This window comes from Calditrichota bacterium, from assembly GCA_013152715.1.
GTDB lineage: Bacteria > Zhuqueibacterota > Zhuqueibacteria > Thermofontimicrobiales > Thermofontimicrobiaceae > 4484-87.
Genome location: JAADFU010000128.1, coordinates 386 through 27,100 on the forward strand (window position 1 = coordinate 386; position 26,715 = coordinate 27,100).

Genomic DNA, 26,715 nt, shown 5'->3' on the forward strand with positions numbered 1-26,715 from the left:
ATTCTTCATAGATTGAATTTGCTTGATTTGATTGCTTCATCGGCAGAAAACGAATAAAATAAATTTTGTTATTTGCCGCTTTCCAATAGCCCGAATAGCCGCCAGGAGCTTTATTAACCAGAAGAAATTCATTTTCAGTCGAGTATAGCCCACTATTAATTTTGACGTATGCATTGGATTTGACAAAAAATGGGATGCTGTCCTGGTAAATCGGAATGAATTGATTTAGAGTATCGACGACTAATCTATTCCAGCTAACAAGGCTGACTTCCCCTGGCTTTAATGTGACAATTGAATCTTTATCACCGCGGAGCAAGCCGATACAGGTTTCCTCGTTAACAGCGAGAATTTGAATTATCTCGGAAAAAGGAATTTCTTTTTCCCCAGCCTTTGCTTTATCGTAATTAATCCAATGATTTCCGGTCCAATGAGAAACTGTTCTTTTGTTATAATATTCGCTGGCGACCCAAATCGAACTATCGCTGCGGTAAAATATGGCATTATTATGCGCAAAAGAAGGACCGGTAATCAAATGCCACATTTTTCCGTCAAAATGCAGCAATTCTCCCCATTCACAAGCCGTCCAGATATTATTGGGAGCAACAAAATGCACTCCGCGAATCATTTCGGAATTTGGCGTTTCAATCGTTAGCCAGCGCTCTTTTTCCCAAACTTGCAAATGCCAGCGACCGCTCAATTTATTTTTTGAAATGACATACACTTTCTTACTGCCAAAAATGCTTGTAGGTAATTCAAAAGCAAAGAAGGGATCGATTTGCCAGCGGCCATGCTGAAAGTGCAGCAATTTCTCTTTACCTGTCGCCAGCCATGCCGTAGAGTCATTGATAAAAAGTCCGTAAGAAGCTCTTTCGGAATTCGGAAATTGTAAAATATGCCAATCGAACTGTGGGATGTCCGGATTGCTCTTCGCGTCAGCGTGAGCTTCAGCGGCAAGTAAAATATTCAGAATGAAAATCAGCGAGAATAATTTAAATTGCATCTGACATTTCGCTCTTTTTAATAAAGGCGCTGAAAATAAACTTATTTTCAGCCATCAAGTCAGATCAATATAAAGAGAAATAATGAAAATGTCAAGCAAATTGCAACTTTTTTCCAATTTCTGACATATTACTGCGCCTGAATGTGTTTATATTTTTGATTCGCCATTTTTTTTGTAACTATTCAGCCGCCAAGACTCCCCGGCGCCAAACTTTAATTTAAAATCTTTGTGCAGCCCCCAATTAAAGTAGAAGTATCTACAATTTTTTTGCTGAAAATTTTTCTTTGTTGATGAGAATATATCGGTTTTTTTTTTGCCCTTTGAGCCTTGGTAGTTTCGAGGCTGAATAGTTACTTTTTCTCAATGGTAACTTCATTTTTATCAATTAAAAATCAATCCACATTAATCGCAATTCTCCCGATTTCTTCGCCTTTTCCGTTAAAAAGACTCACCGTGTATCTGCCGGGAGACAGTATTTTCCAGTAATAAATGCGATAGCCGTCGCCTAAATTTTGATAAATCGTATAGGATTTTGTCGCGATTACGTTCCCGTTGCTGTCGTACCAAGCCAATTCTACTCGTTCTGACGGCCGCGGCGCGTAAATTTGCGCCCACACGAAAATTCTTTCGCCGGCGGTAAAACGATCAGTAATTCCCACGGGCATTCTGTTGCGAACGTCACTGCAGGAGACGAATTTGTCAGCGGTTGTGATCTGCGCCCAGCTTTGATCCGAAGCGCTAAAAACGAAGCTTTTCTTTCTTTGCGGAGTCGACGTCGCGGTTGGTTTTTTTTGCGTGGATTTGGCAGTCGCTGCTTTTTGCTGAATTTCGCTTTCTTTCTTCTCTGCTACTTTTTTCGCTTCTTCGGCCGACGTTTTGTTTCCAATGGATTTAACCGGACGATTTTTTGTGGCAATTGATTGATTGGCTGCGATTTGAACCGGATTTTGTACGGCTTCAGTCCGCTCCATGACTGTCAATACAATACCCGCAGCGAGGAAAAAAGCACCGAACAAATAAGCGACAATCAAAAACGCCGCATCGGATTTATTAGTTTCCTTGCCAAAAATTTTAAAACCGCTGTTGAGTAAGGCGATGAGGAACAGGACGCCGCCAAAAATTGCATAAAAAAACGTGATTAACATTGTGCTCCCTCCGACTATTTCTTGCAAGATGAATATGGTAGAATTTTTGTCACAAAAATTATTGTGCGTCATGATTAAGCGATGTAGTGCAGAAGTTGTCAGCGCTTCGATTATCAGGTCTGACGATTTGATTGAAAAAGATCGGCGCGCGAAAAAATTTAATTTCGCGAACCGACCGGTAACTTTTTCTCAAAAAACGATATTCAACAACGCCAGCACACGATCAATCGGATTAACTATCGTCGTGGTATCCGAGCCGGCAAAAAGCAGTCCGACTGCCAGAGGTTCGGATCCGTCAACAACCAGCGAACCCGAATCACCGGGGTTGGACATAGCGGAGGCGACAATTTGATTCTCATAAGTTGCCACACGGCTGCCGCCGTAGCCAACGTCCACGTTCGTGTTCAGAACCTGGACAGTGCCCGTTGTGGTCTGACTGGTTCTGCCGCTTTTTCGAACCGCCATGTTGATTTCCGCCGGCTTGGTTCCGGTAATGACGCCGATGTCGATGATTTCTTCCTTGATTGCACCGGCTACGGGTTTGGCGAGAGCACAGTCAACTTCATTAAAATCCTGCTCGATTCGCGTGGGCAGCAACCGGCTCCGCGAACCGAGAATTTTTGCCAGCCAGTTGAGGATATCGGACACTCCTTTGGCAATGGAGCAAATGCCTCCGCCGCCGCCATCACCGCCCTGAAATTGAATGCGAACAAATCTTTCCAGATTGGCAATTCTGTCCTGCGGATTGCGGCCGCCGTCGGCGGGTCCAGGCTGCAAAATGGCGTCGCCTTTGTCCGCTTCGTTGGAATTTGCCATCACGTGATTGTTGGACAAAATCAGCGTTTCACCAGTCGCCGCATCTTTCACGAACGCGCCCAATGTCCCGGCGGTGATGGCGTAATGCCCAAGGCTCACGCCGCCCGGCGCCGGTCTCCAGCGATCAGTACGCGCCTTTAGCGCCACAATATTTCCGACCTCGATCACGTCCACCGGAATTTGATCCAGCGTTTCCGGCACCAGATCCCGGGAAGACAATTCCGATTTGGGAGCTTTCTTTTTCACCAGCACGGTCAGACACATCTCTCCGGTATCTTTTCCCTGCACAATTTTGTGTCCGACGCCGACGCCGCTGACATTCAATTTTTTCTTCAGAGACTTCAGATTTTTGGTTTTCAACAAACTAATTTGCTCAATAGTCGCCATTGTGATATCCTCCTGTTTTATGAATAGTATTGGTTACCCTTTTTAAATCACCAGATACGATGAATTTATTCTTTTTTGCTCTGCAATTTTTTCTGGATTATTGAAATTGGAACAGGTCCCTGTTTCAATATTTTTTCAAAAAAATTAGACGGATGATATTGCTCCCTGAGTAAAGATTGGTGCAGAAGATACAATTTTTGAAATTTCTCCAATCCGATCAAAATTTTCAAATCGTGCGCTGGCTGGCTGTAAATTTTAAATTTCATTTCAGATATCGTTTCATCGGAAAAATCTTTATTGTCACTTAAAAAACGCAGCATCTGTTTTTCCTGCCAATCGTCTAAGTAAATACTCAACTCGGAATAAGCGCAAATAATCATCGACGTTATCTTTTTGATTAACATAAATTTAACCCCTCGGTCGTAGCCGCTGAAACCGCGCTTGATCAAATATCTGGCAAAAAAATAAGGCCAGCTTTCCGCGGCAATTTGATCGGGAAAAACGCGCGCCGCCAGAACCATTTCCGGCGCAGCATTTTCCCAATTGAAATAGTGCACGGGAAGTATTTCCGTCAAATAGCGCTGTTTGAAAGCCGCTTTGTTGTAGCGCCGCAAGATCGATAATTGCGCGAACAAATCCCTGTTTCCGTTGACTGCGCTCAATCTGGCGATGAAAATCGGCCGGAGCGGCGCGGTGAAAATAGTTTCGCGCCAGATGAGCTGGAATGGATTTTCGCCTTTCAACTTCTCCCACTTGAATTGCAACGGATAGTTCACGCTGATATTCAAATTGGCAATATCAGGAATGAAACGTCGCGTATAGCCATCAAAGTTTCGAATAAAGTTTTCTATTTGATCGCGACGCAGCATCTCGTTCTTAATTGCATTATCAAAAAGACGAATGAGTCGGACTGTGTCGATCGCTGCGATATCTTTATTCCGCTCCTCAAAATGCTCCTTTGCCAGGCGAAACATTTCTCCTTTCATTTTTTTTAGCTCGATTGCCAACTGGGCGCGTAATTGGGGCAATGACACGCTGTCGTCAAGAGAGATTTTTAAATAATTTTGAAAATCGCTTTTCTTGAATGGCGCCAGTCGGCTGGAATCCGCGACCGCTTTGCCGTCCAGAAATCTGATTAATTTTAATAAAGAATCATTGACCACGGCAATTAGTCGCGCCGTGGTATCGGCTTTTTGAAAATGATCTCTCAACTGGGAGCGAAGTTCAAAGCCAATCCATTTTTCCAAATCCACGGCGCGTTTAACAGCAACTTCCTGATCTGTCGCCGAAAAATCTGCGACGTTTTTTTTCAGTTGCTTCATTAATTTCGGCAAAAGCTCCAGCCGCCGAATGAGCGGTTTAGCGTACTGTTCAGTGGAATCAGTGAGCAAGATCGAGAGCGGAAAGACGGCGTCTTGCATCTTTTGCACGTAAAAATTCGCGTCAATTTGCCAGCGTTTCCAATGCTCCAGTTCAAAAAGATGTAATCGGATTTGTCTCTGCAAAATTTGGCGGGTGCTACGCTGGTTTGGGCTGAGTGAGTTCGGCTTAATCTCATCGATGCGGCGAGAGAATTCTCTGAGCTGGCGAATAGCCACTGCCACGCTATCCGGGGAAAAATCCGGCAGCCAGCCATCCGAATCGCGCAAGCCGCGGTTGGAAGCTTCGACCGGGAAATGGCGCTCAAACCAGACAAGGTAATCGGAAAAAAGCCGATCTACTTTGCGATTGGCAAAAAACTTACTGCATTGCGGCAAAGTCAAACCAATGAGAATAAAGAAAAAAACAAGCTTTTGCAAACGGCAACGCAAACTTTTTTTCACATTTTCCTCCGACTCCGGTTTTATCGGACAAAGCTGCTCGCGTCTCCCTTGCCCTGGCGCACAACAACAAAATTGTCATCATTTGTCAGATCGATCACAGTGGAAGATTCTGTTCCTAACTCTCCCCCGTCGATGATGATTTCCAAAATGTGACCGAGTCTGATATCAATTTCCTGGGCATCCGTGAAAATATCGACCTCGCTAAAGCTGGCGCTGGTGCTCACTATCGGATGTCCTAATTCCTTCAAAAGAGACAGGCAAATATTGTTGTCAGGCACGCGAATGCCGACGGTTTTTCTTTTACTCACCATTAATTTGGGCACCAGGCGAGTGGCGCGCAAAATAAAAGTGTAAGCGCCCGGCAAAAGATGTCGCATCACGCGATAGGCGCGGTTGGAGACATGGGCATAATTGCTAATATCTTTTAAATCCGGGCAAATGAAGCTCAACGGGTCTTTGTGCGCTTTTCCTTTAATTTGACGCACGCGGTCTATTGCCTTTTTTTCGAAAATATCGCAACCAATTCCGTAAACTGTATCCGTGGGATAACTGATTACGCTTCCCTTTTTCAAGCCATCAACAACTTTAGCGATCAGTCGCGGTTGAGGGTTATCCGGATTAATTTCATAAATAATCGCCATCGAGATCGTCCTGAAAGAATTTTGTTTTATTGTATCCAGCGCAACAAGTTGCATCATTTCACCGCAAAGGCGCCAAGTTTGCAGAGAAAAACAAAGCCTTCTCTAAAATTCTATTTCACCAATGCCCACGCACAAACATTTTTTGTAATTATTCAGCCTCGAAATCTCTAATACTCAAAGGGCAAAAAAAGAACCGATATATTCCCATCAACAAAGAAAAATTTCAGCAAAAAAATTACAGATACTTCTACACGCATACAAATTTCGGTACGGATCGACTAGTCGCTGAAAAATGGCTGCCACTTTTTTTCTTGCGGCGGATTTTCCAGCAAACTAATGACGACCAGCATGAACACAGACCCGACGAGCGCCGGATAAATTGCCGGCACGCCAAAAAGCAGATCGCCTTGAATTTTTCGGGCAATTTCCCAAATAACGGTAATCCCCATGCCCGTCAAAATCGAAGCCACGCCGGCGTGCGCCGTAGCGCGCTTCCAGAAAAATGTCGCCAACAACGCTGGCGTTAAGCCGGCGCCGTAAATCGTGTACGCGGCATAAGCGGCGTCCAAAATTCGCGGGAAAAATTGCATGAGCAAGTAAGCGGCGACGCCCAAAAAAATGACTGCAATGCGCAAAAAAAGCACCATTTTTTTATCGCTGATATTCGGATCAATAAAGCGCTGGTAAATATCGCGCATGATGTTGGTCGCCGGCACGAGCAAAAAACTGTTAGCCGTAGAAATGATAATGGCGACAATTGCCGCGATTAAAATGCAGCCTACCGCTACCGGAACTCCCTGATATGCCACGAGAACAATGATCTTTCCCGCCTCAGTGGGAGATAAATTTTTGAAAAAACTGCTTCCAATCACCGCCAGACTTTGTAGCGCGACGCCGATGACAATCACGCCAATCACCCAGCCAACAACAGATTTTTTGGCTTCCCCGGGATTTTTTGCCGAATAAAAGCGCTGATACATGTTCCCGTTTCCCAACGCCAGCAATAGCGTGGGAATAAAATATCCCAACGCCTGAATCGTCGTCATGTTGCCCAAAATCGGATTCCGCCGCGCCGGTAAATTTGCCTCGATGTATTCCATGCCACCGACATGGTGAATGAGAAACGGAATCGCCAAAAAGACGCCCAAGATAATCATCATCCCATTAATAATATCAAGATAAGCCACCGACATCATTCCCGCTGTCAGTGTGTACAAAACAACAAAAAATGCCACCAGAAGCATGGCGGTTTGCATGGGAATTTGGCCGGACTGAATGATCGGCAGAAAAAATTTATCTCCGAAAAGTGAAATTTGGTAGTGGGTATCCGGGCTGAACATACCGTTGGAAATAATATTGAGAACCCAGCCGCCTCCGCGAAATTGGTAACTGACGATAGTAACATAAGCGATAATGGTCGTCAAAGTGGCTAACAATCGTGCCCATTTATTGTAGCGCACTTCGAGGATGTCCGGCACTGTGTATTGCCCGAATGTTCGCACTCGTCCGGCGATAAAAAAAACAACAATTATTCCCAACCAGCCGCCTGCGCTGCCAAGCAAAGAGGAATAACCGTGATGATAACTCAAATCCGAAACGCTGAAAATATCGCCTGAACCAATCCAGGTAGCCAAAAGCGTACCGACCAAAATCGGCCAAGTCAGTTTTCTTCCGGCAACCATAAAATCATCCTGGTTCTTCACTCGAAATGAGAAAAAAAGTCCCACGCCAAAAAGAAGAGCAAAATAAACAATTATTACAATGAGATAAATCATAATCACCTAACCGGATGACCATTATTAATATTTCAATTAATTAAATAATGCGAATGACCAGTTAAAATTGAACATAAGTCGCTAATTTATTGTTTTTAAAAGGCTGACGCCTTAACTCCACTCCAATTTAGGAAACTCCAATTTAGGAATTAAGCCGTAAGGCTTTTATTATTTTCATTGCTATTTTACTTAAAATTTTCCAACTGGTCATTCATATTAAATAGCTAAAATATAATTATTTTTCCTAAAAGTCAAGTTGAATTGTGAAATTTCTGCATTAAATTAAAAATCCGATTGCTTCTTGAACAGAGTTTAGCTTCAACACCTTTTTTTTCTGCAAAATGAGTGATGGCAAAATGAATTAACTATTTGCTCATGAAATCCACTTCGATTTTTTAAGCAAAATAGGTAACTATTCAGCCACAAAGGCTCAAAGACTCAAAGTTTAAATTAGCGACAAATTAACAGAAAACGACATTCCACTGTTAGAGAATTCTAAAATATCGAAAAAATTTATTGCCGGTGTTTTCGAAAATTGAGCTGGCAATATTAATCAGGCAAAAGCGAAAAATACTTTTACCTCAGACTTGTAAAACTATCTGATTTTCGGATTCAAACGATCACAACGCATTTGTTTTGGTCAAATTGACTAATTGCAACCTCTGAATGAACATGGGCGCTTGTTCAAAACACATTTTTATTCAAAGCGGTTCCCAAAAAATTATTTTTTTTCTAGCCAACTAAATCTTGGAGCCGTGGCGGCTTCGTGGCTGAATAGTTACCAAAATATAAAGCCACAGCAAAATATCTGATTTTCTGTGGCTTTTAAAAATGGAAGCTATAATAAATCTTTCGGATTAGACTTTCGGCGTTAGTCGCTATCTATTCGTCCAGAGTGCTCAGATCACCGACCTCCTGATTGAGGACTCTCGCCTTTAGCACACGGCGCATAATTTTGCCGCTCCGCGTCTTAGGTAAGCTATCAACAAATGTGATGGACTCGGGTTTAGCAATCGGGCCGATCTCTTTGCTCACGTGCTGTTTTAACTCCTGTTCCAGCTCTTTGCTGGAATTTTCACCAGCGCGCAGAATGACAAAAGTGTGAATAGCATTTCCTTTTAGTTCGTGGGGTAGTGCAATAGCTGCCGCTTCGGAAACTGCCGGATGACTCACCAAAGCACTCTCGATTTCAGCTGAGCCCAGACGGTAACCACTCACTTTGATAACATCATCGATGCGCCCGATAATCCAGACGTAGCCGTCTTTATCGATGCGGGCAGAATCACCGGCTTTGTACCAACCTTGTTTTTCATATTCTTTCCAATAGACCTCCCGAAAACGATCAGGGTCTCCGAAAATTGTCCGCGCCATGCCAGGCCAGGGAGACTTTATCACCAGATTGCCCTCTTCGCCGGGTTTGACCTCTTTGCCTTTTTCGTCAACAACTGCCACTTCATTGCCGAAGAAAGGTTTGGTGGCAGAACCGGGCTTCAATGGCGTAATTGGCAGCGGCGTAATCATAAATCCACCGGACTCTGTCTGCCACCAGGTATCCATGATGGGGCATTTTTCTTTACCGATGACTTGGTAATACCAACGCCAGGCTTCGGGATTAATGGGCTCGCCTACCGATCCCAGCAGCCGCAAACTGCTCAGGTCGTGACGATTGACCCAGGCCTCGCCGAAGCGCATCAGCCCGCGGATTGCCGTCGGTGAAGTGTAAAGAATGGTAATGCCATATTTTTCAATCATCTGCCACCAGCGATTTGGATAGGGATGATTGGGAGCACCCTCATACATCATCACAGTGGCTCCGTTCATCAGCGGTCCGTAAACGATGTAACTGTGTCCGGTAATCCAACCGGGATCGGCGGCACACCACCAGCGATCCTCATCTTTTAAATCAAACACCATACGCAAAGTGGTGGCAGTATAGACCGCATAGCCGCCGTGAGTGTGTAATACACCTTTGGGACGCCCAGTGGTTCCGGAAGTGTAAAGAATGAAAAGCATGTCTTCAGCATCCATGACTTCTGTTTCGCATTTGGGACTGGCAACGGGCATGCACATCAGATCGTGGTACCAAAAATCACGGTCATTTTCCATGTAAACTTCTTTGCCCGTTCTTTTTACAGTAATGCAGACCTCTATGGTGGGAGAGCGTTTCATGGCTTCGTTGGCGATTCCTTTGAGGTCAGTAGTAGAGCCACGTCGGTACCCGCCATCTGCAGTGATGAGAACTTTGCTGTTCGCATCCTCAATTCTTTCAGCTAACGCCTCCACGCTAAATCCACCGTAAACGACACTATGAGCAGCGCCTATTTTAGCACAGGCTAACATGGCAATTGCCAGCTCCGGAATCTGCGGCATGTAAATAGTAACAATTTCACCCTTTTTCACGCCCATACTTTTTAGCACATTGGCAAATTTGGAAACTTCACGATTCAAAGCATGATAAGAAAAAGTGCGCACGTCGCCTGGCTCACCTTCCCAAATCAGGGCTAATTTATTTTTGCGCCAGGTTTTAAGATGGCGGTCAATTGCATTGTGAACAATGTTGATTTCTCCGCCTACAAACCATTTGTAAAAAGGCTTATTGCTATCGTCCAGCACTTTATCCCATTTTTTAAACCACTCCAAATACTCGGCCTGCTCTGACCAAAAGCCTTCCCGATCTTCGATGGAGCGCTGGTAGAGTTTTTCGTATTCTTTCACATTAGCATTTTTAACGATCTCCTCATGTGGGTTGTAGATTTCCGATTCCATGACTACTGTCTTTTCATTTTTTTCTTTCATAGGTTTGACCTCCCCGATGAATGGATTGAAGATTTGATAAGATTATTATTAGTCGGTTGTTTTTTCTCATCTATTGAAGATTTTTGTTATTTTTTTTGTCACAATATACCGCTTTTTGCTCAACTTATCAAGCAAAATTTTAGTAATGCAAACTCGGGTTGACTTATGAATAATCAAACTTTCCCAAAAGGACTTTTTTATGAAGATAGAATTTGACGCATAATAATTTGAAAAAGCACATACCCAAAAGCGGAACTCAAATAAACAAGCAGCCAGATTTTCTAAACAGCTAACGTAGCTTATCAATGTATTTCTAAAAATAGCATCTTTAATTTTTAGCAAAAAAAAAAAGCCCCTCGAACTTCAATTTTGCTCGAGAGACTTTTTTCAAAGATGTTGTGCTTGATGTTAATCCCATTTATGGAAGGGTAATCATGGTTGCCAATACTCTAATTTAAAACTCACGACATGTACACTTTCGGGCCCATCAATGGGACCGTCAACCACAAACTGCGGAAATTGCTGCGCGATGGTGTAGTAGTGATGGAGAGAAATAGTAATCTCTCCCTGGTTCAAATAAAATAATCCTGCATTTCGCTCGCTGACGTGCGCTTTTCCCGGATCGTCGGGCACAACCTTGTAAATCCCGGCATTGGGGTCTTCAGGATAAATATTATTGCCATTTTCATCGTGCAGCACAATAAAGAAACTTTCATTTTTTTGCAAATCACCGCTATTGTACCAGACGGCTGCGGTAATTCGATAATAGCCAGCTTTAATAATTTCAGTTTGACCGGCATTCTCCACAACCTGCGGCACAGTCGGGTGAATGGCGGCGACGGTGGTCTGCGAAGAAACGTAAATCGGCAACATTTGTTGGTAAATGTTGGACTCGACGACTTCAATCGTATCCGAAACTGTGACTTGTCCCGCCGAATTGTAAGCAGTTGCCGAAACAATCCGCCTGCCAGCCGAAGCAAAAACAACTTCCGCTCTTCCGTTCAATCCCGGGTTTTGCACAAAATCCACATCAACGCGTTCCGCATGTTGGCTGTGCCATTCGACCGCCGCCGGCTTTCCGACCTCGACGCTGTCAACAATCGCCAGCCAGACTACCGGCAACTCCGGAGATTGCGGTTCTCGCACGAAAACTGTGTCTGTTTTTATCGTCGTCTTTTCTCCCGCTCCGTAAGCAGTAGCCGTGAAAATTTTGTAGCCGGGGCTTTCAAAAATAATTTCCTCGGAACCGCTGGGCCCGCGCACGCCAATTCCCTGATCAATGATCACTTGAAATCCGTCAGACTGCCAGGTTACCACTACCGGATCGCCAAAATCGACTTCCGCAGGAGTCGCGGAAAAATCCAAATTCGGCGCATCAAAGTCTCGCACGGTCACCGTGACCTGAGCCTGCGCCGAACCACCGTCTCCGTAAGCAACGGCGTGAATGACATATTCGCCGGGTTGAGAAAATGTCAACTGGTATTCGCCATTCAAACCGGCTTGCGGCGTGAAATCGATCATGACGACATTCGCATTTTCCGACGTCCAAGTCAAAGTTATCGGCTCGTTCACCAAAACTTCCAGCGGATTTGCCGTCAACGAAATTGTTGGCGGATCTGGCGGCGATGGCTGTTTTTCCGCAACGACTAATTGAACCTTTCGTGAAACCGTGCCGCCTGGATTTGTCGCATACAACGTAAATTGCGTTGACACATCAGGCGACACATTGATCTGACCTTCGGGAGTCGCTTCTCCGATTCCCTGATCAATGATGACGTGCAGATTTTCTCCGCTGACAGACCACCGAAGCGTAGCGGTCTGACCTTGTTCAATTGAATCGGGTTCCACGGTGAAATTTTGAATTATGGGCGGGTCGGTAGTGATTGGATCGCGCTGGCCTACCTTCAAAAAAGCAGACCTGGAAACAGTTCCCGCTGAATTCGTCGCATAAACAGTGTACAGCGTTGATATCTCCGGACTCACATTCTGGTTTCCTGACAAACCCACTTCTCCGATTCCCTGGTCAATAATCACACGCGCGCCTTGTCCGCTGACCTGCCAGTGCAAGACCGCATTTTGACCAGACTGAATGGAATCTGGCGTCAACTCAAATTCTTCAATATTCGGTAAATCCGGCAAATTATTCGGATTGACAAAAAGCGTATCAGTGGCAGTGGCCTCGCCGCCGGGTCCAGTAGCGCGCGCTTCGATGGGATAGACCCCGGGAGTGTCGAATTTCACTTGCCAGGCGCCGCTTAATCCCGCACCAACAACAAAATCAACCGAAACATTCACAGCGTTGTGGGATTGCCAGCGAATCGTCGCGCTCTCGCCAGCCTGAATATTCTTGGGCTGAACCGATACGTCAATCGTCGGAGGAGTCCCGGGATCATTCACGGGATCTGCAATAAAAATGCTGTCCAGTGAAGTCACCGAACCGGCATTATTGTAAGCCGTTGCTCGAATATATTTCATTCCCGAAAGCTGAAAGACAATCTCGCGCTTGCCGCTCAAGCCCGGATTAGGGACATAATCAATGTCCAGACGCTCCGCCCTGCTGCTTTCCCAGGCGATCGCTACCGGCACATTCACCTGCCCGCTGTCGGGAAGAGCCAAAACCACTTCCGGAAGCTCGCTATTTTCCAATTTTTCGAGATGAATATTTTGAATTACGATGCTATCAATGCGAATTTCCACGGCAACATGAAAAATGCGATAACCAGGCCGCTCTGCCTTAATAAAATAGCCGCCAGGGTCCAACACCAGGCTTCGAACCTGGTCAAAAAACAAATCAACAACATTATTATCGGCGTCAGTCACAGTTGTAACGACCGAATCCTGATCCACGGTTACGAATAGCTGTCCTTTGTTTAGAGCTAATTTTTTTAATATCGCTTCGATAAATGATGTTTCAGTGGAATTAATAGTAATAAATTCTGAATATAACTCGAAACCCGTCTTTTGCACCCGAACAGTATGCGTTCCTGTAACAACATCATTCTTCTCCAACGGAGTCAAACCAATAAATTTTCCATCCCAATAAACATTAGCGCTGTCAAGTGCATCGCCATTCAAATCAATCGCCGTAATAATTATTTTACCGACATTGTTTTGTTTTTCAATATTCCCCTCATTGGTCTGGGTTGGCAACGGTGCTTTGCTGCAACTTAACCCCCAAAAAATTGCAAAAACAATTCCCCACCACAATGCAGTCCTTTTGCTGTCCATGACCTCACCTCATCACGTTTAATTAATAAGAAACTTAAAATTGAGATGAGCAAGTAGTCCGTTTTTCCAACGATCATTTCCGGTTAAGGTGCTCAACCTTGCAAAAGCATAGCCGGCATAAAGCTCAAAAAATTTCCATTTTATCGAAGGTCCAACGGTTACCCCCATCACTTTCATCGTCCAGTTGTCCGTTTTCGTTAAAAATTCCCAACCTGAAAATGCTCCCAGGTGATAAGAAATTCGATTTCTGGGAAAAAATGAGATTGTCCCTGATAGCAAAGCGTCGCCGCGTTCTCCAAGGGCATCTTTCTGACTCCAGGGAGTGAATCCGCCGCTAAATTCAAAAGCCCAATACATGCGACTGAGAGAGATGCCCAAAGTCGGCACCAACAAATCATAAGGCGATCCTCCTGTCCAGGCGGCCATACCGGTTTTTATCTCCCAATCAGCAAAAATGTGTTCCACTTCCTGATCATGCACGCGATATTGATCGGCAAAATTACGCGCCAGCGAATCCGCCACAACAAGTAATCGTCGATCCTCTCCCTTGTGATTATTTTGCACCATTTTCCGCAGCGAATCATTGGCGGCTTTCAGCGCTTCCAAATCTTTTTTGAGTTCAAACGCGTCCGGAGGTTTGGGACGCCACACAACTTTAACTCCGCGAATCGACTCATCAGTAACGCCAATCTCTCCTTTTCCATAACGATTTCGCAATGCCAAAGCACGCTCCAATTTTTTTGCCTGATCAATTGCATGAGACAGTTTCGAATTTTTCGGCAGCCCTTTCCAGGGCAACTGGTCGGCGCCGCCCAGAAAAGTAACCACGATATCGTCGCGTTGCATCAAACTGTCCAAAAACTGTAACGCTTTTTTGTCAACGGTCTCGTCATTAAAATCAGCGCTACCCGGCTTATTTGTCTTTATCCACAAAGACCCTGACTGCTGCGCAAATATGCTCGCCGCCATGAAGAAAGTGAAAATGATGAATAACCCAATTGTTGTCCGTCTGCTGCTCATGATGAAAATCCCACAAATAGTTGTTTCCCGATGAAAAATAATTTAATTTATTGTTTTTTCTAATGTTTAATCATTTTCTATCTACAATACAGCAAATTTTGTACCACCATTTTAACGAAAACACATCGAAAAATGAAATTTCATTAACCATTGTTTAAATTCGGATAAAATCCTTTCATCTTATTGGGGTTTTCTTTCTAATATATCATATTGATTCTATTTATGTTATGACTTTTATTTATCGTCTGATTCTCTTGTTTTCAGCCGGAATCAATTAATCATTTAAATATTTTTTGTTTCCTTCATTTCAAAACAAATATGGTCAAAGACAAATTTATTGCAAATTATTAACCAGCTAATTGTCTAATTTTTTAGTTGATAAATCAATTCCTTATTCTGTCGCTTCAACATTCGCGCCCCAGTTTAAAAATTCAAAAATTGCTAAAGTTAATAGACAATTCGACATAATTATCCATAATTTACTATTAGTTATCGTTTTCATTATTAATATATCCTTAAATTTCAAAAGAATAGTGCTGCCAATCACATTTAACAATTTTTTAATAATTCCGTTTATCGCCGGCATTGAATATAATTTCTATTTTCAAATTGAAATCAGACAACTTTCCACTTGCAACGAAACAAGGAATTGTTTTGTGATAATTATTGCTATATTTTGTTCTTTTATGAAGATTTTCTGAACGACAAAAATCGCGACATAAAAACCTGACCTGTGAACGACATGCCATCGCATCAATCTGATTTATTGAGTTCAATGCGGTGTATTGACTTGAAACAAAAAAGAAGAGTAAGTTACATGTTTCCAAAATAGCAAATAAGATTTTTTCAAAAAAGGTTAGAATTGATCCCTGTAACTGCACCTTGTTTTTTAAGAAATTACTTTCTTTTTGTTGCTAATTTCTAAACCAATGGAACTGTTAATTTTCATTTTAGACTTAATTATTTGTTTCATATAATGATGGCATATTTTTTGATGTATGTTGAAAGATTTTAGCAGACTAACTCCCATTATGCAAACATCCGTTAGGGTCATTCCATTTGACCCAAAACCAACTTACGATGACAACGACATGGCAAACTATCAACGAAAAACACTTTTTTTTATTTTGCTTCTCACACATTTCATTTTGAAAAGCAGCGCTGTTTGTTTTTCAAAAGAAACGGGAAAGTCATTAAAAATTTTGCAAAGTAGTCAAAATCAACTAAAGTTCGAAATCAGCGCCCGAAATTATCAGATAGAAAATAGAAAATCTGCGGGCAAAGTTTTTAAATCGATTTCAATTCCCAATTTCGCCCAGACCTTTGAACCAGACAAGCCGCAGTTGCCGGTAAAAGCCGTTCTTTTTGCGCTTCCCCCGTCGGGAAATGTCACGCTCCAAGTCCGGTTGTCGGATCCGATCTCATTGGGCTCGCTGAACATCGCGGCGACGCCGCGGTGGGGCACAAAGCAGAAGGTTTTTGAAAATGGGGACGTAAAAACTTCACCCGACCTGATTACGAAGACTCTTCCGTCCGGCAAATCATTCCCAACAAATTCATTTTATCCACCGCAAGCAGTGGCTTTGGACACTTCAATTTACCTGCGCGGACAAAGATTGGGGCGCATTCGCTTTTTTCCGGTACGTTACAATCCCGCAACAGGCGAAACGAAAATTTTCCCGAAAGCGACCATCATTGTCAGATTTTCTTCTCCGAAAAAATTGGCTAATAATTTTAGCAGCCGTTTGAAAAGCGCGCCATTTGAAAAAATTCTCCAAAAAACTGTCGTCAATTATGATAAATCGAAATCGTGGCGCATTATTGACAATTCGACGGCAGTCGTGGGCAAAAATCACTATCGTTTTTCTGAAAACGAGTGGTACAAAATTTTCATTGACGACGACGCTATTTATCGCATTTACAGCAGCGATTTAGAAACAGCGGGACTTCAATTGGCTGGCGTTGATCCGAGAAATATCCGTATGTTTAATAAAGGAACGGAAATTCCCATTTTCATCGCCGGCGAGAAAGACGGGCAATTTGACGAATCCGATTACATTGAATTTTTTGGCGCCGCCGAAAAAGGCCGATACACCAGGAATAATATTTATTGGCTGACTGTCGGTGAGGAAAAAGGAAAAAGAATTCAACTCTGCGACAGTGAACCTGACAGCACATTCCCCATCGTGAAGCGGTCGATTTACAAAAAACATTATGAGAAAAACGAACTCTACTACACCAGCATTGCCAACGGCCAATACGAAGACCACTGGTTCTGGGAAAAATTGACCGCGCCGACGCAGAAAGAAATTGAGTTCTACCTCAACGATCTGGTAACTGTTTCCGCTCTTCCGGCGCGGTTCACTATTGAATTTCGCGGTGTGACCCACATGGTGCAAAATCCGGATCACCATGCGAAAATTTTCATCAACGGCGAACAAATTTTAGATGTAAAATGGGACGGACAGGACAAAAAACAAGCGCAGGCGAACATTAATCAGGGAGTTTTTCGTGAGGGAAAAAATATTTTGACCATCGAGTTGCCTGGCGACACTGAAGCGGCGGCGGACGTGGTTTTATTGAATTGGTTCAGAACAGAATTCTGGCGCGAGCACGATGCACGCGGTAATTTTTTCGGATTCTGGGGAAAAGAAACTCCTGGTTTTTTTCACTACGAAATCAGCAATTTGTCTTCCGATGAAATGCTCGTTTACGATATTACTGATTCCGTCAATACGCGAAAATTCATCAATTTTCGCTATGAAGATTATGGTTCGTCTCGTCGCCTGACTTTTCAGGATTCTGCTGAATCGCGACATTATCTGGCTATCTCTCCCGAGCACACAAAAAAGCCGGCGCTGATTGAAAAAGATCATTTTTCGCAGCTTCTCTCTCCCAACAATCAGGCGGACTACATCATCATCACGCATCGCAATTTTGAACAAAATATTGCGCCATTAGCGAGTTTCCGACAAAATCAGGGATTGAACGTCGCTACGGTTCGCGTGGATGATATTTACGACGAATTAAATTACGGCATCAAAGACCCGGCGGCGATTAAAAATTTTCTAAAATATGCCTACTTTCACTGGACGCCGCCGGCGCCGACATACGTTTTGTTGGTCGGAGATGCGAGTTATGATTTCAAAAACTACACGGGCAACAGCCTGACTGATTTCATGCCGACACACCTTTTTGAAAGCGCAACAATTCACACCGAGACTTCTTCTGACAACTGGTTTGTGTGTCTGCAAGGCGAAGATAATTTGCCGGAGATGTTCATTGGGCGGCTACCGGTTCGCAGCAACAATTTTCTCGATTTGATAATTCAAAAAATAATTCATTACGAATCCTCTCCCCCGCCAGGCAGATGGAACAGAAAAACCATTTTTGTCGCTGACAACAAAGACAACGGCGGTCCGTTCGAAGATGTGTCCGAGTCATTTATCGCTAATTATCTGCCCGATAATTTTGACGTTTTACGAGTCTATCTTCGCGATTATCTTTCGGAAGATCAAGCCCGCGCCGCGATCATTGACGGCATCAATTACGGCTGTCTCATTGTCAACTATCTCGGTCATGGCTCGCCGAGCACCTGGGCTTCCGAAAACATTTTTAATCGCACTGACGTTCTTTCCCTCAATAACGGAGATAAATTGCCCATTTTGGTAACCATGTCCTGCATGAACGGCTATTTTCAACATGCGCAGGAGCCATATTGTTTGGCAGAAGAGTTTCTCAATGCCAGCATGGGCGGAGCCGTCGCCTGTCTTTCGCCAAGCGGATTTGGCTACACCGCCGCTGACCAGTATCTGGGCGACGGACTTTACCAATCGCTTTTGCAGGACCGCGACAACATTTTGGGTTCCGTCGTTGTCAAAGGAAAAATTTCCATTTTCGCTTCGGGCGGAGCCGTTTTCAGCGATCATATTGATTTTTACAATTTATTCGGAGATCCGGCTTTGAAAATCAATATTCCCTCGCTCGCATTTGCCGTCAAACCGGATTGGAATTTGATTTCGCTGCCCCGCGCTCCGGCGCACGCTTCTATCGATTCGGCGCTTGAATCAGTAAAAAATAGCTGGCAAAAAATTATGGCCTTCGAGGACAATCACTGGATCGGCGCAGACGCGCAAATTCCTTCTGAATTCTGGACATTGAAAGAACTCAAAACAGGCCGAGGCTACTGGCTGCAATCAACGTCTGAAGGACTCATTTCCGTAGACGGCGCTGAAAAAACCAGCATCATTCCGCTCACTCCGGGGTGGAATTTAGTCGGTTACCCAACTGTTGAATCTCATGGTCTTTCTGCGGCGCTGCAAACGGTTCAGGGAAATTGGGAAAAAATTCTCCATTACGCAGACGGTCAATGGTACGGCGCAGATGCAAATTTACCAGACCAATTCTGGACATTGAATCAACTCAAACCTGGCGCCGGATATTGGCTCAAAATGTCGCGGGCGGACACGCTCATTGTGTCACGCATTCCCGTTTACAACAACGCGCCGCAAAATCCGCTGCAGGCAGCGCCAAAAACGAATGCGCTCATTTCTTCCGCCGCAAAAGAGATCAATTTGGCGGCAACTAATAGCGATGAATATTACAAGCTCACCGTGCCCATGCCTTCGGGCTATTTCGGCAGCGTTTACGTGCGCAATCTTCCGGCGCCGCGCGGGACGCGCATTTCCTCGTGGCTTGACGGCAAACATTTTCCGCCGGATGCAATCGTAAAAAATGACGGCAAATACAATTTGTTTCTCGTCAGCGGGGATAATCCCAAAACCACGGCAATCGAGGGAGCGGCTCAAGGCGAAGAAATTATCTTCAAAATTCATTTGCCTTCCGGCGAAATTTTCCAATCGGACACTCGCGGCGTCTGGGAAGAAGCAGTGAACCATCGGCTGGATTTGTTTGCGCTGACCGACGCTGATTCTTTGAAATCGCCGTTGAAAATTCAATTTCGCGTGGACAACAAAATCGTTAATTCTGAGACCGTCGCCGGGGATCCGATTCCGGCTGATGCAACCATTTTCATCGACATCGTCAGCGAACAAATCCCGTTGGCAAATGACGACATTCAAATTTGTCTCAATGCTCTTCCGCTGACTGAAGACAAATTTTTCGTTGAAAAGACCGGAAATCAACATGCCAGTCAATTTCGAATTTCAATGCCGGTGGCAAACATTGAATCCGGCGAGTATGTGCTGAAAGCAATTGTCCACAATGTCAGCTTACTTCCTAACGACAGATACGCAGAATTTAGCTTTCGTATTTGCTCGGATTTATCGCTGGAAAAAGTTGTCAATTTTCCCAATCCCATGCAGGATGAAACAAAATTTACTTATTACTTGCTAAACAAATTTCCGGCAGACGTCTGCATTAAAATTTACACAATTTCCGGCAGATTAATTCGTACCATTCGCGGCGCTAACGGAGAAGTTGGCTACAATGAGACCTACTGGGACGGCGCTGATGAATTCGGCGACCCCATTGCTAATGGCGTTTATTTTTACAAAATCATTGCCAAAGACCAGCAGCAGAAAACCGAGTGCGTAGAAAAATTAGTAAAAATTCAATAGCAAATTTTTGCGGGAGTGCAATTAACTTGATCCCTTCGGCGCAAAAAATATTCCGTTTGGCGAAAGTAATTTTATTCGCGTTTTTGCTGGCAACGAATGTTGCCTTCGGACAAAAATATACCGCGGATTTTTTGAACATTGGCATTGGCGCCAGAGCGCTGGCACTGGGCGGAGCTTACAGCGCGATTGCCAATGATGCGTCGGCGGTTTACTGGAATCCGGCCGGATTGGCGCAGCTCGCTTCTCCCGAAATGTCGCTCATGCATTCCAGCCAGTTTTCCGATCTGCTGCAAGCAAATTTCGTCAATTTTATCTTTCCGACAAAATCCGGCAGGGCTTTCGGAATCAGCTATTTTCGCGTCGGCGTGGAAGACATTCCCATGGCAACCCAGCTCGATGAATTCCACAGGCCCATCATTGAAAAATATTTCCAGGATCTGGAACATGCTATTTTTCTCTCTTTTGCCAGCAAAGTGAAGAAAAATCTTTTCATCGGCGGAAATCTGAAAACCTTGTACCAGCAAGTCGCTGACCATTCCGCATTGGGATTTGGCTTTGACCTGGGGGCGCTCTATCAATTTTCACCCAAATTTTCGGTCGGTGCGTGTCTGCAAGATGCGACCGGAACTTATTTGTTCTGGGACACCGGCAGTCGGGAAATGCGAAACCCCAATATTTTAGTTTCCGTTTCTCTCGCCGATAAAGTGCCGTTTTTGACCGGAAAAATTCGCGCCGCAATCGGACAGACGATTCGCTTCGAGGGCAGAAGCCCGGAGAATCTCTATTCCATCGGTAACGTTGCCGGCGTGGATTTGAATGCCGGATTGGAATATGAAATTTTTCAAACCATCAGCCTGCGCATCGGCAAAGAACGAAATCATTTGACCGCCGGCGCCGGCATGAAGTTTTCATTCTTTTCCGTGGACTACGCTTTTGTCAGCTACGATTTGGGGAATGCGCACCGCATTTCCGGAAATATTTTCTTTTGATTCGATTGAAAAAATAAGATGTTGCATCGGAGAATTGAGGAGAGCACCCATGAGGAAAACAAGCGCCTGCTTTGCCGCGATTTTTTTATTCATCACCATTTTCAGCACATCAGGTATCTCGCAGCCGCCAATTCCGGCAGGTTTTTACGGTTCAATAAAAATAAACACTGCCGACGCACCCGCCGGAACAATTGTCATCCCCACAATTAACAACATCGCTTACCCGGCCAGCGACACCGTCGATGTTGCCGGAAGCTATGGCTTGCTGCTTGTCAACGGAGACGATCCTTCGACTCAAGAAATCGAAGGCGGCAAGGACGGTGACGAGATTATTTTCAATGCCGTTGTTAATGGTCAGGTTTACTTGCTTGCTCCGACCGGAACCTGGAAATCGGGACTAAACCAAAATCTTGATCTGGTGTCGAGCGGCGCCATTCCGGTGGAGTTGGCCTCTTTTACAACAAAAGTGTTCGGCAACAAAGTACAAATCAAATGGCGCACTTTGAGCGAGAGCGATAATTTTGGTTTTGAAATTCAGCGCTCCAAAACCGAAAAAGATTTCCAAATCATCGATTTTGTTCGCGGGCAAAATACTACCGCTGAACCTCATGCGTATTCTTTCACGGATAGCAATCTTCCGCCGGGCAGCTACTCCTATCGCCTCAGACAGATTGACCTTGACGGCAGCAGCAAATTTTCTCCGACAAGAAGAGTACAAATCACGTCTCCGCTCGTTTTCAAATTGCTGAAAAATTTTCCCAACCCATTCAATCCAACGACTCAGATTAACTATGAACTGGCTGCAGACGTTTTTGTCCGCATCACTATTTTGAACACAGCGGGTCAACAGGTCAGATTGCTGGCACACGGAAATCAAAAGCGGGGTATCCACCATTTGCATTGGGACGGGAGAAATGATTTTTCCTGTCCTGTTTCCGGCGGCGTGTACTTTTGCCGGATGCAGTCAGAATCTGCTACCTCAACGCTCAAAATGATTTTGCTGCGATAAGCAATTTTTTCGCAAAGACCACAATCCTGCTTGGAAATGAAGCCTCTCCTGATTTTAACTGAAATCAGGGAAGGCTTTTCTATTAATTAAATTTTCAATATTTTAACATAAAATTATAATATATATTAGGAAGCTATTTATTAGTAAATAAGTTAGTCTTCATCAGCCCACTTATCGTATTATCAGCGGGCAGATCTTATTTTATTAATGAAAGGAGCATGAAAATGAGAAGAGCTCTTCTTACTTTGCTTGTTTTATTTTCAACTATTACCTCTCATCTATCAGCACAGGGAAAATGGGTGCAAGTTCGTCAGGCAGATTTTGAAGAAAGTTTTAATAAAATTACCTTTGTTAATGAGCAGAAAGGTTGGATATTGGCAGACATAGCAGATTTATTTTTAACTGAGGACGGTGGAGAAACCTGGCAAAATTACCAGTTTAGCGATGAAGTCTTGTCAAAATTAACCGGGTCTCTTGAAAATATGTTTTTTGTCGATGAAAAAATAGGATGGCTCATTGGCTATGAAGGAACGATATTGCATACAACAGATGGGGGTAATAGCTGGCAATACAAAGATACAGGGTTAACAAATGATTTTTTGAGCTGTAGCTTTGTCAGTGACAAAGTCGGCTGGATCGTTGGCTATTTGAACACAATAATCATCAAAACAACGGATGGCGGAGAGAGCTGGCAGGTGCAATATCAAGAGAATACGTTTAATAACAGATTCTGGGATATTGAATTTGTCGATTCTTTAAATGGCTGGGTCGCCGGAGACAAGGGAGCAATCTGGCATAGCAGCGATGGCGGCAATTCATGGCAGGAGCAATATCGCGATGGCAGCTCTGTTTTTACAAGAGTAAAATTTATCGATAAGAATCATGGTTTTGTCCTTGGCGCAAACGCGACTTTTGGAATCACTCATGATGGCGGAAATACCTGGGAAATCCAAAAAGATATCGTCCAATTTGGCGATAAAACACCGAATTTAGAGAGTCTATATTTTTTCAATCCCGATACTGGCTGGGTGGTCGGGGGAAGCTCGTTTGGCTATCAAACACTCATAAAAACTTGTGACGGCGGCTCTACATGGATGATGCAAAATAAGAGAAATTTCCCTCTTTTAACGGATATTCAGTTTATAGATAATAGAATTGGCTGGACAGTAGGCTGGGCAGGTCAAATAATGAAGACCGAAGACGGCGGAGAAAGCTGGCAATGGCGCATGAACTTTCCGGCAACGCAAATAAATGATATCTTTTTCGTCAATAGCGACACCGGCTGGGCATCATGCAATTATTTGATAAAAACAACCGACGGAGGAAACACCTGGGAAACGGCGAATTTGGATCGATCCGGCAATATCTTTTTTCGTAATTCGCAACAGGGCTGGCTCGCGGCAGGCAGTCATGTTTACAAATCGAATGACGGCGGAATAACATGGCAATGTGCGTTAGAAAACAGCACGCGCCATTATTACACGATTTATTTCGCCAATGACAGACGCGGATGGCTGGTAGGTTCTCATTCGGACACCAATGAAATTGTGCACAGTTATGTAAGTCGCACGGATGATGGCGGCCAAACATGGCAGGAAAAATTTTTTGTAACAGGAAAACAGATGGATAACTCGTGTTTCGTGGACAGTTTATACGGCTGGCTGACTGGCTATGATGGCATAATTTATCACACCGAGGACGGCGGAGATAGCTGGGTTTATCAAACAACGATTCCCGTGCCCCACTTCGAGGATATGTTTTTTATTAACCGAACCCATGGTTGGTATGTGGGGAGTGGCAATGTTGCCTGGCGCACGACAGATGGCGGATGGCAGTGGGAAAATATTTCTCTTGATACAGGAGATGGATTTTTAACTAAAGTCCATTTTTTTGATGAGAATGAGGGATTGATATGTGCGGACAATGGCCTGGTTTTTCATACACTTGACGGCGGAGAACATTGGGACTCTTCTTATTCCACGGATCATTATTGCTGGTGGGCGACGATGTTTTTTACGGACAAAGATCATGGCTGGGTTGGAGGGGAACATGGCGCTATTTACAAATGGATGCCGGAAGTTTCCGTAAAAGCCGATAAAGAAAAAGTCATGCCTTCCGACTATGTTTTATTCCAAAACTATCCCAATCCGTTCAATCCTGAAACCGAAATTACCTATCAAATTCCTCAAAGATCCAATATCGAGCTAATAATTTTCAATCTGCAGGGACAAAAAATCAGGACTTTGTTCAGCGGGCAGCAATCCGCAGGAACGCATCGCGTGAAATGGAATGGCGTAGATGAAAATGGCAATGCAGTCGCCAGCGGGGTTTATTTGTGTCAACTGCGCACCGACAAGTTTGTCGCAACGAAAAAGATGGTGTTGTTGCGGTAGATTGGGGTTAAAAGAAACCAGGTTTCTTCAAGAAACCTGGTTTCTCGTTTCTCATCTGGGGAAGGCTTTTTTGTGAGCTTAATTTGTTACAAAAAAATAACAGATTTTTTTTTAATATTTTGGGTGCAAATTTTAATATATTAATAGAAGGGCAATGCGAATTTTTTAATAAAAAAATAAATTAAAATTAAAGTATTGTGATGAAACAGATACAACAAAACAAAGCATATTTGGGGGAAAATCTTCCTGGAATAATTTGGGGGAAGAATAAGTTTATAACTCATAGCCCAAGCTGCAATGCGGGTCAGAGATGGATTGTGGTTTGGGTGCCCCATTCGCTAAAACGTTTTGCTCCCTTATTTTAAAGGAGAAATCATGAAGACATATTTCTTTACATTTCTTATTTGTATTATCAACGCCTTATTTTTGAAAATCCCTACTTGCTATTCACAAGGTATCTGGACACATTATCCTGATGAGCTCCCCGGAAACGTATTAGATATGACTCAAGACAAATATGGGAATTATTGGTTTGCTACAGATAAAGGTGTGTGTGAGTTAGACACGGAAGGTATCTGGCACACATTAGTCGATACAACGGTTTGGGATAGTACGATGATTTTTTGGAGAGAAATCGAGATTGATAAAAATAATAACAAATGGTTTGTGGGAGTAGCACTAAGCCATGCAACGAAAGAATATGTTGTCAAATATGATGATTCAACATTCACTTATTACAATCCATCAGGTAGAGAAAGAGATACCTGGATTTTTGCATTAGGGATTGATTCATCAAACAATATATGGGTTGGATCAGATGCAAATTATGCTTATTGGTTTGACGGGAAAGTTTGGCATCCATTTTTTGTACCCGGAACTTACATTTATGATGCAATCAGTGATATAAAAATAGATCGTCAAGGAAATCTTTATTTTGCACACGATAATGGAATATCTTCTCTGGAATATGGATATATGTGGGGAGATGGCATGAGAACAGTTATAGAGTTAGCTTTTAGCAAACAGAATCGCCTCTGGTTTGCTACTTTATTGGATGGACTGGGAATGTATGACGGGACAAATTGGAGCCTATATACTACAAAAGATGGTATAGAAACTAACCTTCTCAATAATGTCGCCATTGATTCTAATCAGCATGTATGGATCAGTTATGCAGGTTATTATGGTGTAAGTGAATTTAATGGTAACCATTGGCAACATTTTACACAAGATAGTGTTTTAGATGGGAAATTCATAAGTGATATTTTTGTGGATTCAAAGGGAGAAATTTGGTTTGCTGCTTTTGATGAAGGTGTTTTTGTATTCCAAGACACGGTAACAACTTTAATTAGGCAACAGGAAAAAAATGCTCTTCTTACAAAAACACATAATCTTTTTCAGAATTTCCCAAATCCATTTAATTCAGAAACTACAATTAGATATCACTTAGCTCAAAATGGTAAAGTTAAGCTATTAATCTATAACTTGGAAGGAAAGGAGGTGATAAAACTGTTCACAGGAAACCAACAGGTTGGTGAGCATCAGATTGTTTGGAACGGCAAGGATAAAAACGGAAAGGATGTGAGCAGTGGAATTTATTTCTATGTTTTAAAAATGGGTAGTTTCACACAAATTAAAAAGATGACATTAATTCGTTAGCTAAAACATGGAGGGCAAAATGGAATTAAAAAAGAAAACATTCCGTATATTGGCGGCCATTTTTTTATGTTTTGTTATTCTTTCAACGACCATGATTGCTTCTCCTTGTGCTCAGGAATACTTTAAAAAGTGGTCGTTTCACACGTTCTGACAAGCTGTTATTGGTAAAATAATTTTCAGAAGGAAGAAAGTGTTATGTTAAATAAAAAGTGTTTAATCGGGAATATTGTTTGGTTGGGATTGATGCTGCTATTTAATAATGTCATTTCAGCCAGAACGATTATCGTAGATGCCAGAGGTAATGGCGATTATTTAACCATTAGCGAGGGCATGGCTGCAGCCAGCTCTGGTGACACGGTTTATGTGATGCCAGGAACTTATTACGAGCACGGGATTCGGATGAAGGAGAATGTGGTATTGCAAGGTGCTGGAGCAGATAAGTGTATCATTGATGG

At 43.4% G+C, this 26,715-nt stretch carries 15 protein-coding genes; 6 read left to right on the forward strand and 9 right to left on the reverse strand.

Features of this window, described 5'->3' with window-relative positions:
- The 9 genes from GXO74_10490 to GXO74_10530 form a co-directional block, all read right to left on the reverse strand.
- On the reverse strand, window positions 1-1,000 hold a 1,000-nt coding region (locus GXO74_10490), incomplete at its 3' end, for a hypothetical protein (GenBank protein ID NOZ62098.1).
- A gap of 392 nt (window positions 1,001-1,392) precedes the next feature.
- The gene (locus GXO74_10495; protein ID NOZ62099.1) at window positions 1,393-2,145 is read right to left on the reverse strand and encodes a hypothetical protein; all 753 of its coding nucleotides are present in this window, start codon (window positions 2,143-2,145) and stop codon (window positions 1,393-1,395) included.
- 189 nt (window positions 2,146-2,334) lie between these two features.
- Window positions 2,335-3,348 (reverse strand): hypothetical protein, encoded by a 1,014-nt coding sequence (locus GXO74_10500; protein ID NOZ62100.1) that lies wholly within the window; start codon window positions 3,346-3,348, stop codon window positions 2,335-2,337.
- A gap of 65 nt (window positions 3,349-3,413) precedes the next feature.
- Window positions 3,414-5,171, reverse strand: coding sequence for a DUF885 domain-containing protein (locus GXO74_10505; GenBank protein NOZ62101.1), 1,758 nt, complete (start codon window positions 5,169-5,171; stop codon window positions 3,414-3,416).
- A 20-nt stretch (window positions 5,172-5,191) separates the two neighbouring features.
- Window positions 5,192-5,806: a threonylcarbamoyl-AMP synthase gene (locus tag GXO74_10510; GenBank protein NOZ62102.1), complete on the reverse strand. Its 615-nt coding sequence runs from the start codon at window positions 5,804-5,806 to the stop codon at window positions 5,192-5,194.
- A 284-nt stretch (window positions 5,807-6,090) separates the two neighbouring features.
- Complete coding sequence (locus tag GXO74_10515; protein ID NOZ62103.1) at window positions 6,091-7,587, reverse strand: sodium:solute symporter family protein; 1,497 nt, start codon at window positions 7,585-7,587, stop codon at window positions 6,091-6,093.
- 882 nt (window positions 7,588-8,469) lie between these two features.
- Window positions 8,470-10,383, reverse strand: a complete 1,914-nt coding sequence (acs, locus tag GXO74_10520; protein NOZ62104.1) for an acetate--CoA ligase — start codon at window positions 10,381-10,383, stop codon at window positions 8,470-8,472.
- Window positions 10,384-10,815: 432 nt separating this feature from the next.
- A complete protein-coding gene (locus GXO74_10525) occupies window positions 10,816-13,611 on the reverse strand; it encodes a PEGA domain-containing protein (GenBank protein NOZ62105.1) in 2,796 nt (931 codons plus the stop codon).
- A gap of 18 nt (window positions 13,612-13,629) precedes the next feature.
- Window positions 13,630-14,631 (reverse strand): hypothetical protein, encoded by a 1,002-nt coding sequence (locus GXO74_10530; protein ID NOZ62106.1) that lies wholly within the window; start codon window positions 14,629-14,631, stop codon window positions 13,630-13,632.
- A 1,031-nt stretch (window positions 14,632-15,662) separates the two neighbouring features.
- Here GXO74_10530 and GXO74_10535 point away from each other — a divergent pair.
- From GXO74_10535 to GXO74_10560, 6 genes are all read left to right on the forward strand, one after another.
- Complete coding sequence (locus GXO74_10535) at window positions 15,663-20,210, forward strand: T9SS type A sorting domain-containing protein (GenBank protein NOZ62107.1); 4,548 nt, start codon at window positions 15,663-15,665, stop codon at window positions 20,208-20,210.
- Between the two features lie 56 nt (window positions 20,211-20,266).
- The gene (locus GXO74_10540) at window positions 20,267-21,199 is read left to right on the forward strand and encodes a UPF0164 family protein (protein NOZ62108.1); all 933 of its coding nucleotides are present in this window, start codon (window positions 20,267-20,269) and stop codon (window positions 21,197-21,199) included.
- Window positions 21,200-21,248: 49 nt separating this feature from the next.
- On the forward strand, window positions 21,249-22,208 hold the full coding sequence (locus tag GXO74_10545) for a T9SS type A sorting domain-containing protein (protein ID NOZ62109.1): 960 nt from the start codon (window positions 21,249-21,251) through the stop codon (window positions 22,206-22,208).
- Between the two features lie 224 nt (window positions 22,209-22,432).
- Complete coding sequence (locus GXO74_10550; protein ID NOZ62110.1) at window positions 22,433-24,601, forward strand: T9SS type A sorting domain-containing protein; 2,169 nt, start codon at window positions 22,433-22,435, stop codon at window positions 24,599-24,601.
- A 375-nt stretch (window positions 24,602-24,976) separates the two neighbouring features.
- Window positions 24,977-26,260: a T9SS type A sorting domain-containing protein gene (locus GXO74_10555; GenBank protein ID NOZ62111.1), complete on the forward strand. Its 1,284-nt coding sequence runs from the start codon at window positions 24,977-24,979 to the stop codon at window positions 26,258-26,260.
- Between the two features lie 195 nt (window positions 26,261-26,455).
- Window positions 26,456-26,715 (forward strand): hypothetical protein (locus GXO74_10560; protein NOZ62112.1); only part of this gene is annotated, 260 nt, incomplete at its 3' end.

What these genes read in the sequence shown, in the direction of transcription:
- GXO74_10525 (NOZ62105.1), bottom strand. Translation starts at nt 13,611, where the DNA reads ATGGACAGCAAAAGGACTGCATTGTGGTGGGGAATTGTTTTTGCAATT.
- GXO74_10555 (NOZ62111.1), top strand. Translation starts at nt 24,977, where the DNA reads ATGAAGACATATTTCTTTACATTTCTTATTTGTATTATCAACGCCTTA.
- GXO74_10515 (NOZ62103.1), bottom strand. Translation starts at nt 7,587, where the DNA reads ATGATTTATCTCATTGTAATAATTGTTTATTTTGCTCTTCTTTTTGGC.
- GXO74_10535 (NOZ62107.1), top strand. Translation starts at nt 15,663, where the DNA reads ATGCAAACATCCGTTAGGGTCATTCCATTTGACCCAAAACCAACTTAC.
- GXO74_10530 (NOZ62106.1), bottom strand. Translation starts at nt 14,631, where the DNA reads ATGAGCAGCAGACGGACAACAATTGGGTTATTCATCATTTTCACTTTC.
- GXO74_10495 (NOZ62099.1), bottom strand. Translation starts at nt 2,145, where the DNA reads ATGTTAATCACGTTTTTTTATGCAATTTTTGGCGGCGTCCTGTTCCTC.
- acs (NOZ62104.1), bottom strand. Translation starts at nt 10,383, where the DNA reads ATGAAAGAAAAAAATGAAAAGACAGTAGTCATGGAATCGGAAATCTAC.
- GXO74_10500 (NOZ62100.1), bottom strand. Translation starts at nt 3,348, where the DNA reads ATGGCGACTATTGAGCAAATTAGTTTGTTGAAAACCAAAAATCTGAAG.
- GXO74_10545 (NOZ62109.1), top strand. Translation starts at nt 21,249, where the DNA reads ATGAGGAAAACAAGCGCCTGCTTTGCCGCGATTTTTTTATTCATCACC.
- GXO74_10550 (NOZ62110.1), top strand. Translation starts at nt 22,433, where the DNA reads ATGAGAAGAGCTCTTCTTACTTTGCTTGTTTTATTTTCAACTATTACC.